The following is a 12,646-nucleotide window of genomic DNA, read 5'->3' on the forward strand; positions in this document are numbered from 1 at the left end:
CCATGCAGGCCGGACGCCCCTGCATGGCTGCCCGGAACTTGCACCTTTGCGCGGCGTCGGGCACCGGGGCGCGCAGAAACGCCCGATTCAAGCGAGTCCCCAAGCCATGACCAACCGCCTTCCCATCCGCCGGGCCCTGTTGTCCGTTTCCGACAAGACCGGCCTTGTCGAATTCGCGACCGCGCTGGCCGCCCATGGCGCCGAACTGCTCAGCACGGGCGGCACGGCAAAGGCCCTGCGCGAGGCCGGGCTCAAGGTGACGGACGTGTCGGACCACACCGGCTTCCCCGAGATGATGGATGGCCGGGTGAAGACCCTGCACCCCAAGGTGCATGGCGGCCTGCTGGCGCTCAGGAACAATGCCGACCATCAGGCGGCGGCGGATGCGCACGCAATTCCGCCGATCGATATGGCGGTCATCAACCTCTATCCGTTCGAAGCGACGGTGGCGAAGGGCGCCCCGCGCGACGAAGTGATCGAGAATATCGACATCGGCGGGCCTTCGATGGTGCGCTCGGCCGCGAAGAACCACGAATTCGTCGCCTGCGTGACGGACGCGGCGGACTATGCCGCGCTGACAGAGGAACTGGGGCAGGGCGGACTGTCGCTCGAAACCCGCCGCCGCCTTGCGGCGAAGGCCTTCCAGGCGACCGCCGCCTATGATGCAGCCATCGCCAGCTGGTTCGCCTTCGCCGACCAGCAAGAGATGTATCCGGCCATTTTCCCCGTCGTGATGCGCCGGATGGATACCCTGCGCTATGGCGAGAACCCGCACCAGGACGCCGCGCTCTATGCCGCGCAGGCCCGGCCGGGCGGCATCGCCAGCGCCGAACTGGTTCAGGGCAAGGCCCTGTCCTACAACAACATCGCCGACGCCGACGGCGCCTTCAACCTGATCTCGGAATTCCGCGACAAGGAACCGACCGTCGCCATCATCAAGCATGCCAATCCCTGCGGCGTGGCCAGCGCGCCCACCCTGATCGAGGCCTATGAAGCAGCGAAGGCGACCGATCCCGTCTCGGCGTTCGGCGGCATCATCGCGCTGAACCGCGAGCTGGACGGCCCCACCGCCGACGCCATCACCGAGCTGTTCACCGAAGTGATCATCGCCCCCGCCGCAGACGAAGCGGCCCGCGCGGCGGTGGCGCGCAAAAAGAACCTGCGGCTGCTGCTCGCGCCGCTGCTGGACCCGGCACGGATCGGCTTCCAGCTGAAAAGCGTGTCCGGCGGCTTCCTGCTGCAAACGCGCGACAACAGGCTGGTGGACGAACTGAAGATCGTGACGAAGCGGCAGCCCACCGCGCAGGAACTGAACGACATGCTGTTCGCCTGGATCGTCGCCAAGCATGTGAAATCCAACGCCATCGTCTATGCGAAGGATGGCGCGACGGCCGGCATCGGCGCCGGGCAGATGAGCCGGGTGGACAGCGCCCGGATCGCCGCCTGGAAGGCGAAGGAAGCCGCGGAAACCGCCGGCTGGCCCCAGCCGCGCACCATCGGCAGCGCGGTTGCGTCCGATGCCTTCTTCCCCTTCTCAGACGGGCTTCTGGCCGCAGCCGACGCAGGCGCGACGGCAGTGATCCAGCCCGGCGGCTCCATGCGCGACGCAGAGGTGATCGCCGCTGCCGACGAACGCGGCCTCGCCATGGCCTTCACCGGCCTCAGGCACTTCAACCACTGACGGTGGCGCGGTCCGGCTTCCCCCTGCCGCCGCCCCATGTCCGGGGCGCGCTGTGGATGGTGGTGGCCTGTGTCGCCTTCGCCGGGCTGTGGGTGATGATCCGCCTCGCCTCGCAGGAACTGCACCCCTTCGCGGTGGTGGTGTGGCGCAACTTCATCGGTCTTATGTGGCTGATGCCGCTGGTGCTGACCTCGCCGGGGCTGATCCGGCTGGAACGGATGCCCGCCCAGATGAAGCGCGCGGCTTCCGGCGTGATCGCCACCTTCGCCACCTTCTATGCGGTCGCCAACGCGCCGCTCGCCAATGTGCTGGCCATCAACTACACCGCGCCGCTGTTCGTCACCATCGGCGCCCTTCTGTTCCTTGGCGAACGGGTGCGCTGGGTGCGCGGGGCTGCGCTGCTGATGGGGTTCGGCGGCATGCTGCTGGTGCTGCGCCCGGGCGCGTCCGAAATGACGCCGGGCCTGTGGGCCGCCGTCATCTCCGCGCTCGCCACCGCCTTTTCCTATGTGGCGATCAAGCAGCTCACCGGCACGGACGACAGCCGCGCAGTCGCGGTGTGGAGCTTCATCCTGACGACGCCCGTCTCGATGATCATCGCCATCCCCTTCTGGAGCTGGCCGTCGGCGCAGTTGTGGCCGATCCTGGTGTCGCTGGGGGCCTGTGCGGCGGCGGGGCAGCTGGCGCTCTCCCGCGCGTTCAGCCTGGCGGATGCGGGGGCGGTGATGCCGTTCGATTTCGTGCGCTTCGGGCTCATCACGCTCGCCGGCATCCTGCTGTTCGGGGAACGCTATGATGTTTTCACGCTGCTCGGCGGGGCGGTGATCCTGTTGTCCACCATCATCCTCGCGCTCCGGGAACAGGCGCTGGCGCGCGAAGGCGGGAAGCGCCCACCCTCCTAAGTTTTGGGGATGCCCGCGGCGCGTTTCCGCGCCTAGGCATGTCGCGCATTTCCAACCGGGAAGGGATTCAAATGGAACTCAAGGGATTGTCCGCTGTCATCACCGGGGGCGCGTCCGGCCTCGGCGCCGCCACCGCCCGCCGCCTCGCGGCAGAGGGCGTGAAGGTCGCGCTGTTCGACCTGAACGCCGAAAAGGGTGAGGCGCTGGCCGCCGAACTGGGCGGCGTGTTCTGCCAGGTGAACGTCACCGATGATGCGTCCGTCGATGCCGGCTTCGCCAAGGCCCGCGCGGCGATCGGCCAGGAACGCATCCTGATCAACTGCGCCGGCACCGGCAACGCCATCAAGACGGCGAGCCGCGCCAAGGAAACGGGCGAGATCAAGCATTTCCCGCTGGATGCCTTCAACCTGATCATCCAGATCAACCTTGTCGGCACCTTCCGCTGCATCGCCAAGTCCGCGGCCGGCATGATGACGCTGCCGCCGCTCAATGACCTGGGCGAGCGCGGCGCCATCGTGAACACCGCCTCCGTCGCGGCGGAAGACGGCCAGATCGGCCAGGCCGCCTATTCCGCCTCCAAGGGCGGCGTTGTCGGCATGACGCTGCCGATCGCGCGCGATCTTTCCAGCGAAGGCATCCGGGTGAACACCATCCTGCCCGGCATCTTCAACACCCCGCTGCTGCAGGGCGCGCCGGATAATGTGAAGGCCGCGCTGGGCGCTTCGGTGCTGTATCCCAAGCGCCTCGGCAATCCGGAAGAATATGCCGGCCTCGCGCTGGAAATGTGCCGCAACTCCTACTTCAACGGCGAGGATGTCCGCCTGGATGGCGGCATCCGCATGGCGCCGCGCTAAAATCCGGCCGGGCGGGGGGCACAGGCCCTCCGCCCGCCTCCCGTTCAGCCCAGCAGCGCGTCGATCGATTTCGCCATCTTCACATCGCGCAGGCTCAACCCGCCGGCATCGTGCGTTGTCAGCGCGATATCCACGCGGTTCCACACGTTGAACCATTCGGGGTGATGATCCTGCGCCTCGGCCAGCAGCGCCACGCGGGTCATGAAGGCGAATGCCTGCGAAAAATCCCCGAAGCGGAAGCTGCGCTTCAGATGCTCGCCCTCCAGCGTCCAGCCCGGCAGGTCCGCCGCCAGTTCCGCGCGCGCATGCGCCCCAAGCTTCTCGACCTTCGCCATCGCAGTCCCTATCTCCACGTCATGTCCGGCCACGCCCCCTCTCTCGCGGATATCGAGGCGCTTGCGCAAGCCGCCGTCGAACGCCTCCCCGATCTCTTCCGCCAGCATCTGGCAACCGTCATCCTCAGGGTTCAGGATTTCCCGGACGCCGACGTCGTCGACGCGATGGCGCTGGAGAGCGAGTGGGACATCCTCGGCCTCTATTGGGGTCACCCCGTCGGCAACCCCGGCGGCGACTATACCGGCGCGCTGCCGCCCACCATCTTCCTCTATCGTCGCCCCCTTCTCGATGAATGGGCGCATGGGGAGGACACGCTGGAACGGGTCGTCGCCCATGTGCTGGTGCACGAAGTCGGCCATCATTTCGGCCTGTCCGATGATGACATGCACGCGATCGAAGCCTCGCTGGACTAGGCGAACCCACCCCCTATAGTTCGCCGCAATCAACGACATCCATCCAGGGAGTTTCACAATGCGGGGACTGATTCCGGCCATCCTGCTCGCCACCGCCGCCCCGGCGGCCGCCGTCACCCCGGCAGAGATCGACGCCGCCGTCGCGAAGGACTGGGCGACCCATCTGGCCCCGCTCTACGATCATTTCCACCGCAACCCCGAACTCTCCGCCGTCGAGGTGAACACGGCGGCGCGCATGGCGAAGGAACTGCGCGCGGTGAAGGGCATGGAGGTCACGGAAAAGGTCGGCGGCACCGGCGTCGTCGGCGTGCTCCGGAACGGCCCCGGCCCCGTCATCCTGCTCCGCGCCGACATGGACGGCCTGCCCGTCGAGGAAAAATCCGGTCTCGCCAATGCCTCCAAGGTCCGCCAGAAGGACCGCGCCGGCGTCGAGCAGCCGGTGATGCACGCCTGCGGGCACGACACCCACATCACCGGCCTCGTCGGCACCGCCCGCCAGCTCACCGCGCTGAAGGACAAATGGTCCGGCACCGTCCTCTTCGTGGTGCAGCCCGCCGAAGAGATCGTCGGCGGCGCGAAGAAGATGATGGCGGACAATCTCTACCAGCGCTTCGGCAAGCCCGATTACGCCATCGGCTGGCATGTCGCCGCCGGCATTCCCACCGGCACCATCGGCCTCGCGGACGGCGTCACCTATTCCGCGGCAGACACGCTGGACATCGTCGTCCCCGGCATCGGGGCCCACGGCGCCAGCCCGCACAGCGGCAAGGATCCGGTGTTCATCGCCTCGGATATCGTCCAGTCGCTGCAGGGCTTCATCGGCCGCGAGATCGCGCCGCTGAAGCCTGCCGTCATCACCGTCGGGGCCTTCCATGCCGGGTCCAAGCACAACATCATCTCGGACCGCGCCGAGCTTTCGATCACGGTGCGCGCCGACGATCTGGAAACCCGCAACCAGCTGATCGAGGGCATCAAGCGCATCGCCGTGCAGACGGGCCGCAAATGGGGCCTCCCGGAAGACAAGCTGCCCGTCGTCACCGTGCGGGAGGACGAGCGCGCGCTTCCCAACATCAACGATCCCGAACTGACGCGCCGCCTGCAGGGCGCGTTCGCAAAGGCCTATGGCGACAGGATCTTCACCCGCGCGCCGCGCGAAGGCATGGGGGCAGAGGATTTCCCCTATCTCGTCGGCCCCGGCGTGAAGGGCGCCTATTACAATGTCGGCGGCACGCCCCAGGCCGACATCGACGCCGAAAAGGCCGGCGGCCCCGCCGTTCCCAGCCACCACAGCCCGCTGTTCAAGGTGGATGGCGAAGCGGCCGTGAAACTCGGCGCGCAGACGATGACGATCGCCGTCCTCGAACTCGCCGCAAAGCCCGCGCAGTAAGCGGGCCGGGCTGAAAAGGGCGTCAGGACGCGGACGCCGGGCCGCAGCGCCCGGCGCCCGCGCCCTTCACGAAGCGGCCCGGCGTCGCGCCCGTCGGCTCCCCGCCCTTCAGCACCTGCGCCCCGTTCACCCACACGTCCGACACGCCGGTCGCATATTGCTGCGGCTTCGCGAACGTCGCGTGATCGCGGATGGTGGCGGGGTCGAACAGCACGATGTCGGCGAACCTGCCGGGGGCCAGCGTGCCACGCCCCTCGATCCCCAGCCGCGCTGCGGGCAGGCCCGACAGGCGGTGAACGGCGCTTTCCAGGCTGTCCACCTTCCGGTCGCGGACATAATGGCCCAGGAAGCGCGCCACATTGCCATAGGCGCGCGGATGGTCCGAGCTTTCCAGGAACGCCCCCTCGATCGCGGGCGCCCCGGCATCCGATCCCAGCGCGACCCAGGGCAGGGCGGCAAAGGCCTCCACATTCTCGTCCGACATCAGGAAATACACGGTGTCCACCCGGCTCTCGTCCTCGATCACCAGGTCGATGATCGTGTCTTCCGGGCTGGTGCCGCGCATGGCCGACACCTCCGCCAGCGTCTTGCCGATCAGCGGCCGCAGCTTCGGGTTGCGAAAGCCGATGAACATCACGCGCGAGGCATCGCCCGCCGAGCGATAGAGATTCTCCCAGCCCTCGGGTTCGGCGCGCATTTCGGCCAGCACCTTCGCCCGGGTGGCCGGGTCCTTCAGTCGCTTCACCCATTCCGCGTCACCGCCGGCCTGCACCCAGGTGGGCATGCTGGCGTCCAGCCCGGTCGCGCCGGCGGGATAGACATACATGTTGGCGCGGATATCCAGCCCTTCAGCCTTCGCCGCGGCGATCTTCGCCAGCACCGCCTCGCGCTTGCCCCAATTGGCCCGGCCCGACAGTTTCAGATGATAGATTTCCGCCGGCCCGCCGCTTTCGCGGGCGATGCGGATCAACTCGTCCAGCGCCTGCTCGATATATTTGCCCTCGGATCGCATGTGGCTGATATAGCTGCCGCCGCAGCGCGCGGATTCCGTGGCCAGCGCCACCAGTTCCGGCGTCTTGGCATAGCTGGCGGGCGCATAGATCAGGCTGGAGCCGACACCCAGCGCCCCTTCGTTCATCGCCTGCCGCACCAGGGCGCGCATCCGGCCCAGCTGGGCCGCGTCCGGCTGCACATCGCCTTCGCCCAGCTCGTGGATGCGCACCGTCGTCGCCCCCACGAAGCTCGCGACATTGGGTGCGATGCCCCTGGCCTCCAGATGCGCCAGATATTCGCCCAGCGTCGTCCATGGCACCTCGAATTTCAGGTTGGACTGCTGCGCGATCATCTCCCGCCGCATCGGCGCGGTCAGCGGCCCCATCGTCCAGCCTTCGCCCATCACCTGCAGCGTCACGCCCTGCTTCAGGTCGGAAAGGCCGCGCCCATCCACCAGCAGCGATTCGGTCGCCCAGCTCAGCATGTTCACGAAGCCGGGGGCGACGGCCTTGCCGGTTGCGTCCACCGTGCGCGCGGCGGCGGGCGGCGTGCCGGTGCCGACGGCGGCGATCCGGTCCCCGTCCACGGCCACCCACCCCTTGAAGCCCGGCGCGCCAGTGCCGTCAAAGACGGTGCCGTTGGCGATCACCAGATCATGCGCGGCGAGCGCGGGGCCGGATGCCGCAAATGCCAGAAGCGCAAGCCCGATCCGCATGACTGTCCCCCTTGGTCGCCGTATCACAAGGGGCGTATGCTACACGTCGGCCCGGCCGGGGCAAGCCGGCAGGCGCCTCAATCCCACAGGCGCAGGATCAGGCTTTGGCTGGCGGTCGCGATCAGTTCGCCCGTCTGCGCGAAGATGTGCATGCGGCCATGGGCAAAGCCGTTCGCCACGCCATGGATCTGCACGTCGCACAACAGCCAGTCCGTCGGCACGCGGCGGTGGAAGCGGATGGAATTGTCCAGGCTGTTGCCGCCCGCATCGCGCCCCAGCGCCGGGCCAACGCCGCTCGGCACATAATCCGCGACGACGGCCACGAAAGCGGTGTCGATCAGATGCCCCTCGCCCAGCACGGCGGGGTTGGGCCGGGCCCACATCACCACATTCCCGTCCGGCGCGGGGCCGCCGCCCGCGCGCGGCCCGTGCATCGACCCCTTGGCGATCCTGAACTCCACGCGGCTGTGAATGTCGTCCGGGTGCCGCCCCTCCCACAGCTGCCGCGGCGGGCAGTCCTCCGGCGGGGCCACGCGCGGCGCCAGCGTCCATTGCCCCCGTTCGGGCAGGTCGCGCTCGCCCAGCGCGGCAGAAACGTTCAGCACCTCGCGCCCGCCCGTGGTCGCGGAAACCCGCGCCTGGCTCACCTGGTTGCCGCGAACCCGCTCGTCCACGCTGAAGCGCACCGTCTCGCCGGGCCGGGCATAGCTTTCATATTGCGCCGTCGCCCACACCACGGGGCGGCCCGTCACGCGCTCCAGCGCGGTCAGGCTGGCGCCCAGCCCCACGCCGCCGAACATGAACAGCCGGTCGGCCGGGCCGACGGCGATGGAGGGGGCCACATCCAGCTCGAACGCGGTGTCTCCCGCAGGCTTCAGGTCAATCCACATGCGGCTGCGTTAGCGCGGCTGCTGCTGCAATGCACCACGCGCTTCAGCCAGCCTCCTGCCAGTGCAGCGCCTGATACAGCAGCAACGTGCCCGCCATGGCCACATTCAGGCTGTCCGCCTTGCCGCGCATGGGCATGATCACCAGCTGGTCGCATTCGGCCATCAGCGCGTCGGGCAGCCCCTGCGCCTCGTTCCCCACCATCAGCAGGGCGGGCGGCTGATAGCGGGCCTGCCGGTAATCCACCGCCCGCGCGTCCAGCGCCGCGCCGGTCAGCACCGCGCCATGGCGCACCTTCCACGCCAGCAGCTCCGCCGTCGTCGCCTGCACGCAGGGCACGGTAAAGAAGGCCCCCATGCTCGCCCGCACCGCCTCCACACTGGTCGGGTCGGCGCTGTCGTCCAGCAGGATCAGCGCGCCCGTCCCCGTGGCGTCGCAGGCGCGCAGCAGCGTGCCCAGGTTGCCGGGATCGCGCAGCCGTTCGGCAACCAGCGTGCGCGGGCCCGGCACCAGTTCGTCCAGCGTCACCGTGCGCGGATGATAGGCCGCCGCCACGGCCTGCGGATTGTCCTTCCCCGTCACGCCAGACAGAAGGTCCGGCGTGGTTTCCACCACCTGCCCGCCGCCCGCCAGCGTGGCATGCGCCAGCCGCCGCACCAGCGGATGATCGCCTTTCCCTTGCGCGAACAACAGCACGCGCGGCACCCAGCCGGCGTCCAGCGCCTCGGTGCAGATGCGCAGCCCCTCGGCCAGGAACAGGCCCTCGGCCCGCCGGTATTTCTTCTCCCGCAGGCTGCGCAGCCGCTTCAGCGTCGCATTCGAGGCAGAGGTGACGGTGGTGATGCTCACAGCGGCGGCGCGTTATAGCAGTGCCACAGGAACAGGGCGGCGGTGCCCCGATGCGGCCGCCATCCGTCCGCCAGCGTCCGCAGCGCCTTTTCCGATGGCCTCTCCCCATCCAGGAACATCCGCCCGGCCTGCACCTGCACGGCAAGGTCCCCGGCGGGGAACACGTCGCCCCGGCCTTCCGCGAACAGCAGGTAGATCTCGGCAGACCAGCGCCCCAGCCCCTTCACCGACGACAGCAGCCGGATCGCTTCCTCGTCGTCGGCGGGCAGCGCGTCCAGCGGCAGGGAGCCATCCAGCACATGCGCGGCAAGGCTGTGGACGTAACTGGCCTTCATCCGGGACAGCCCGGCAGCGCGAAGCTCCTCGGGGCTGGCAAGCGACATGCGCGCGGGATCGTGCAGGTCGCCCACCTGGGCCTCCATCTTGCGCCAGATGCTGGCGGCGGCGGCCGTCGAGACCTGCTGGCTCACGATGGCGCGCAGCAGGGTTTCATAGCCGGGGGCGCGGATGCGCGGCTCCGGCAGGCCGTACCGCTCCGCGGCTTCGGCAAAGCGGCGATCCGCCGCAGCCAGCCCCGCGACGCCCTCGGCGATCCGTTCAGCTGTCAGTCCCAGGGAACCTCTCCAATCCGTTCATGCCGCCGCCCCGGCGGCCCGGCCCGTCTTGCGCATGGCATGGTCCACGCTAATAGGCATGCCAGCCGTGAGGGTCACGGACAAAACCGGAGTTCAGGCATGCCAACGCTTATCGTCGTCGATCGCAAGGGCAATGAAAAGGCCGTCACGGGCGAAGCCGGCCTGTCGGTCATGGAAGTGATCCGCGACAATGGCTTCGATGAACTGCTGGCGCTTTGCGGCGGCTCCTGCTCCTGCGCGACCTGCCATGTCCATGTCGATGCCGACTGGATCGCCAGGGTCGGCCCGGCGCACGAGGATGAGACGGACCTGCTCGACAGCTCCGATCACCGCGAGCCGACGTCGCGCCTGTCGTGCCAGATCCCCTTCACCGACGAACTCGATGGCCTGAAGGTGACGATCGCGCCGGAGGACTGAGGCTGGCGCGGGCGCCGTCGCGCCCTCTGCGCCCGTCAGGCTCTCACCCCATCAGGAAGGCGTTCAGCTTGTTGCCGTCCGGATCGCGGAAATAGCCGGCATAGAAGGTGTCGCCGCGCGGGCCCGGGGGGCCTTCGCAGGTGCCGCCGTTCGCCAGCGCGATGTCGTACAGACGGTGGACCTGATCCTTGTCCTTCGCCTCCAGCGCCACCATCACGCCATTGCCCACGGTGGCGGCGTTGCCGTCAAAGGGCTTCGTCAGCCCGATGCCCGCACCGCCGTCCGGCTTGCCCCATGCGATGAAGCCATCGAACTCCATCATGCGCGGCACACCCAGTTCGGCGGCAATCGCATCATAGAATCTGGCGGCCCGCTGCAGGTCGTTGGTGCCCAGCGTCACATATCCGATCATGCCGATTCTCCCCTGAAACTGGATGGAACATAATGCGAACAAGTGGGACTGTCCATCACCATTGGCCGAATCCGTCAAAGCCCGGATCCATCCCCCGCAAGGCCCGTTCCGCCCCCGTCCGCGCAAAGGCCAGCGTCACCGCCTTGCGCCGCGCGGGCGCCAGCTTCGCCTCGCACGCCTCGCGCACCCACAGCGCCTCGTGCCGGTCCGCCACCAGCAGGCCGCAAGCCTCCGGCGCGAAGCGTTCGGCCGCCAGATGATCGGCCAGGTGCGGCGGCACCGCCCAGGCAAAGCGGTCGGCATAGTCCCGGTAATGGTGCCACTTCCGGTCGCCCAGCAGGTCTGCCGCCGAAACCTTGATCTCCACGATCAGGATCTCGCCCCGGGGGTTCAGCGCCATGATGTCCGCCCGGTGCCCGTCGGCCAGCGTCACCTCCGTCAGCGGAGACCAGCCTTGCAGCCACAGCAGCCGGCAGGTACCGCGAACCACGTCAACAGCGGTGAGGGGAGTCACCAATGTCCGAACCCTTTCAGATCGGTTTCCTTCTGTGGCCCGGCCTCACCCAGCTGGACATGACCGGCCCGGCGCAGGTGCTGTCGCGCATGCCCGGCGCGAAGCTGCACTTCGCCTGGAAGTCGATCGAGCCGATCCCCAGCGATTGCGGCCTGCCGCTGATGCCCACCGTCACGCTGGCGGATTGCCCCCGGCTCGACATGCTGTGCGTGCCGGGCGGCGCCCCGGTCGCCCCCGTGATGCGGGATGAAACCGTGCTTCAGTGGCTGCGCGACCAGGCCGCCACGGCAGAGCTTGTCACCAGCGTCTGTACCGGATCGCTGATCCTCGCGGCCGCCGGCCTCCTCCACGGCTATCGCGCCGGCTGCTACTGGGCATCTGGCCATCAGCTGCCGCTGTTCGGCGCGGAATTCGTCGAGGAACGGGTGGTGATCGATCGCAACCGGATCACGGCGGGCGGCGTCACCTCCGGCATCGATTTCGCTTTCCGCGTGGCGGAACATCGCTTTGGCCGCGACATTGCCGAAGCGATCCAGCTGTCGATCGAATATGATCCCGCGCCGCTCGCCGGCGGCACCCCGCGCACGGCGCGGCCGGAAATCCTGGCGCGGGTGCGCGGGATGATGGCCGACAGGCTCGCCGCCCGAGAGGCGGAGATTGCGGAAATCGCAGGCCGGTACCGGCCGCCGCAGGGCTGATCCATGCATATGTTCTCATGATGTTCCGGCCCGGGCGGCTTGTCCAGCCCGCGCCGATCGATGCCGCCAATGAGACAGACTGATTCATCCGAATTGCAGACGCGCAACATGCATCCTACATTGCCATGACTGGAAAGGTTCCCATGGCAGACAACAACAACCGCAAGCCGCCGTCCCCCCTCGTCCGCAATATCCTGATGTGGGCGGGTATCCTGCTTGCGCTGGTGCTGCTGGTGCAGCTGTTCCAGGGCCCCTCCGAACGGCGCACCGCCGGCGAGGAGATCGCCTATTCCGAGTTTCTCGCCAAGGTCGATTCCGGCCAGGTGAAGGAAGCCGCCATCGCCGGCCGCCAGATCAGCGGCAAGCTGTCGAACGACCAGGCCTTCCGCACCTACAACCCCGGCGACATGCAGCTGATCGAGCGTCTGCGCGACAAGAATGTGAAGTTCGACGCCGTGCCCGAGGATCGCCCCAGCCTGCTGCAACAGGTGATCGTGGGCGCGCTGCCCTTCCTCATCATGATCGGCATCTGGATCTTCTTCATGCGCCAGATGCAGAACGGGCAGGGCCGGGGCGCCATGGGCTTCGGCAAGTCCCGCGCGAAGCTCCTCACGGAAAAGCATGGCCGCGTCACCTTCGATGACGTCGCCGGCATCGACGAAGCGCGCGAAGAGCTGCAGGAAATCGTCGACTTCCTGAAGGACCCGTCCAAGTTCCACCGCCTCGGCGGCAAGATCCCGAAGGGCGCGCTGCTCGTCGGCCCTCCGGGCACCGGCAAGACGCTTCTGGCCCGCGCCATCGCGGGCGAGGCGAATGTGCCCTTCTTCACCATTTCCGGCTCCGACTTCGTCGAGATGTTCGTGGGCGTCGGCGCAAGCCGCGTGCGCGACATGTTCGAACAGGCGAAGAAGAACGCGCCCTGCATCATCTTCATCGATGAAATCGACGCCGT

Annotated in this window: 15 protein-coding genes; 8 read left to right on the forward strand and 7 right to left on the reverse strand. The window is 68.1% G+C overall.

Annotated features, from left to right (window positions below; genetic code table 11):
• Positions 1-106 precede the first annotated feature (106 nt).
• From purH to ACE3O8_RS04225, 3 genes are all read left to right on the forward strand, one after another.
• On the forward strand, positions 107-1,681 hold the full coding sequence (gene purH, locus ACE3O8_RS04215) for a bifunctional phosphoribosylaminoimidazolecarboxamide formyltransferase/IMP cyclohydrolase (protein ID WP_374387117.1): 1,575 nt from the start codon (positions 107-109) through the stop codon (positions 1,679-1,681).
• A gap of 2 nt (positions 1,682-1,683) precedes the next feature.
• The gene (locus tag ACE3O8_RS04220) at positions 1,684-2,583 is read left to right on the forward strand and encodes a DMT family transporter (RefSeq protein ID WP_374387119.1); all 900 of its coding nucleotides are present in this window, start codon (positions 1,684-1,686) and stop codon (positions 2,581-2,583) included.
• A 71-nt stretch (positions 2,584-2,654) separates the two neighbouring features.
• Positions 2,655-3,437, forward strand: coding sequence for an SDR family NAD(P)-dependent oxidoreductase (locus ACE3O8_RS04225; protein ID WP_374387121.1), 783 nt, complete (start codon positions 2,655-2,657; stop codon positions 3,435-3,437).
• 44 nt (positions 3,438-3,481) lie between these two features.
• Here ACE3O8_RS04225 and ACE3O8_RS04230 read toward each other — a convergent pair whose 3' ends face one another.
• Entirely contained in the window at positions 3,482-3,772 is a 291-nt protein-coding gene (locus ACE3O8_RS04230; RefSeq protein ID WP_374387142.1) for a 4a-hydroxytetrahydrobiopterin dehydratase, read from the reverse strand.
• Positions 3,773-3,793: 21 nt separating this feature from the next.
• Here ACE3O8_RS04230 and ACE3O8_RS04235 point away from each other — a divergent pair, with 21 nt between their 5' ends.
• Complete coding sequence (locus ACE3O8_RS04235; RefSeq protein WP_374387123.1) at positions 3,794-4,186, forward strand: metallopeptidase family protein; 393 nt, start codon at positions 3,794-3,796, stop codon at positions 4,184-4,186.
• Between the two features lie 58 nt (positions 4,187-4,244).
• Entirely contained in the window at positions 4,245-5,573 is a 1,329-nt protein-coding gene (locus ACE3O8_RS04240; protein WP_374387125.1) for an amidohydrolase, read from the forward strand.
• Positions 5,574-5,595: 22 nt separating this feature from the next.
• Here the strand turns inward: ACE3O8_RS04240 and ACE3O8_RS04245 are convergent, their stop codons facing one another.
• The 4 genes from ACE3O8_RS04245 to ACE3O8_RS04260 all read right to left on the reverse strand — a co-directional run bounded on the left by ACE3O8_RS04245 (position 5,596) and on the right by ACE3O8_RS04260 (position 9,488).
• Positions 5,596-7,281 (reverse strand): amidohydrolase family protein, encoded by a 1,686-nt coding sequence (locus ACE3O8_RS04245; protein ID WP_374387127.1) that lies wholly within the window; start codon positions 7,279-7,281, stop codon positions 5,596-5,598.
• Between the two features lie 77 nt (positions 7,282-7,358).
• Positions 7,359-8,171, reverse strand: a complete 813-nt coding sequence (locus tag ACE3O8_RS04250) for an acyl-CoA thioesterase (protein ID WP_374387128.1) — start codon at positions 8,169-8,171, stop codon at positions 7,359-7,361.
• Between the two features lie 43 nt (positions 8,172-8,214).
• Complete coding sequence (locus ACE3O8_RS04255; protein WP_374387129.1) at positions 8,215-9,018, reverse strand: TrmH family RNA methyltransferase; 804 nt, start codon at positions 9,016-9,018, stop codon at positions 8,215-8,217.
• Complete coding sequence (locus ACE3O8_RS04260; protein WP_374387130.1) at positions 9,015-9,488, reverse strand: DNA-3-methyladenine glycosylase; 474 nt, start codon at positions 9,486-9,488, stop codon at positions 9,015-9,017. Before ACE3O8_RS04260 ends, ACE3O8_RS04255 begins: the two co-directional genes overlap by 4 nt.
• 264 nt (positions 9,489-9,752) lie before the next feature.
• Here ACE3O8_RS04260 and ACE3O8_RS04265 point away from each other — a divergent pair, with 264 nt between their 5' ends.
• The gene (locus tag ACE3O8_RS04265) at positions 9,753-10,070 is read left to right on the forward strand and encodes a 2Fe-2S iron-sulfur cluster-binding protein (protein WP_374387132.1); all 318 of its coding nucleotides are present in this window, start codon (positions 9,753-9,755) and stop codon (positions 10,068-10,070) included.
• Between the two features lie 43 nt (positions 10,071-10,113).
• On the opposite strand, the gene ACE3O8_RS04270 is transcribed toward ACE3O8_RS04265, so the two are convergent.
• Both ACE3O8_RS04270 and ACE3O8_RS04275 read right to left on the reverse strand, forming a co-directional pair.
• Complete coding sequence (locus tag ACE3O8_RS04270) at positions 10,114-10,482, reverse strand: VOC family protein (protein WP_374387134.1); 369 nt, start codon at positions 10,480-10,482, stop codon at positions 10,114-10,116.
• Between the two features lie 55 nt (positions 10,483-10,537).
• Positions 10,538-10,972: an MmcB family DNA repair protein gene (locus ACE3O8_RS04275; protein WP_374387136.1), complete on the reverse strand. Its 435-nt coding sequence runs from the start codon at positions 10,970-10,972 to the stop codon at positions 10,538-10,540.
• Positions 10,973-10,998: 26 nt separating this feature from the next.
• Between ACE3O8_RS04275 and ACE3O8_RS04280 the strand changes: the two genes are divergently transcribed.
• A complete protein-coding gene (locus tag ACE3O8_RS04280; protein ID WP_374387138.1) occupies positions 10,999-11,694 on the forward strand; it encodes a DJ-1/PfpI family protein in 696 nt (231 codons plus the stop codon).
• A 143-nt stretch (positions 11,695-11,837) separates the two neighbouring features.
• Positions 11,838-12,646: ATP-dependent metallopeptidase FtsH/Yme1/Tma family protein (locus ACE3O8_RS04285; RefSeq protein WP_374387140.1), on the forward strand; the 809-nt coding region annotated here is incomplete at its 3' end.

This window comes from Sandaracinobacter sp., from assembly GCF_041909755.1.
Classification (GTDB): Bacteria; Pseudomonadota; Alphaproteobacteria; order Sphingomonadales; family Sphingomonadaceae; genus Sandaracinobacteroides.

Excerpts from the sequence above, each read along its gene's own strand:
- ACE3O8_RS04250 (WP_374387128.1), bottom strand. The coding sequence starts at position 8,171 with ATGTGGATTGACCTGAAGCCTGCGGGAGACACCGCGTTCGAGCTGGAT.
- ACE3O8_RS04240 (WP_374387125.1), top strand. The coding sequence starts at position 4,245 with ATGCGGGGACTGATTCCGGCCATCCTGCTCGCCACCGCCGCCCCGGCG.
- ACE3O8_RS04265 (WP_374387132.1), top strand. The coding sequence starts at position 9,753 with ATGCCAACGCTTATCGTCGTCGATCGCAAGGGCAATGAAAAGGCCGTC.
- ACE3O8_RS04280 (WP_374387138.1), top strand. The coding sequence starts at position 10,999 with ATGTCCGAACCCTTTCAGATCGGTTTCCTTCTGTGGCCCGGCCTCACC.
- ACE3O8_RS04235 (WP_374387123.1), top strand. The coding sequence starts at position 3,794 with ATGTCCGGCCACGCCCCCTCTCTCGCGGATATCGAGGCGCTTGCGCAA.
- ACE3O8_RS04270 (WP_374387134.1), bottom strand. The coding sequence starts at position 10,482 with ATGATCGGATATGTGACGCTGGGCACCAACGACCTGCAGCGGGCCGCC.
- ACE3O8_RS04225 (WP_374387121.1), top strand. The coding sequence starts at position 2,655 with ATGGAACTCAAGGGATTGTCCGCTGTCATCACCGGGGGCGCGTCCGGC.
- purH (WP_374387117.1), top strand. The coding sequence starts at position 107 with ATGACCAACCGCCTTCCCATCCGCCGGGCCCTGTTGTCCGTTTCCGAC.
- ACE3O8_RS04245 (WP_374387127.1), bottom strand. The coding sequence starts at position 7,281 with ATGCGGATCGGGCTTGCGCTTCTGGCATTTGCGGCATCCGGCCCCGCG.
- ACE3O8_RS04230 (WP_374387142.1), bottom strand. The coding sequence starts at position 3,772 with ATGGCGAAGGTCGAGAAGCTTGGGGCGCATGCGCGCGCGGAACTGGCG.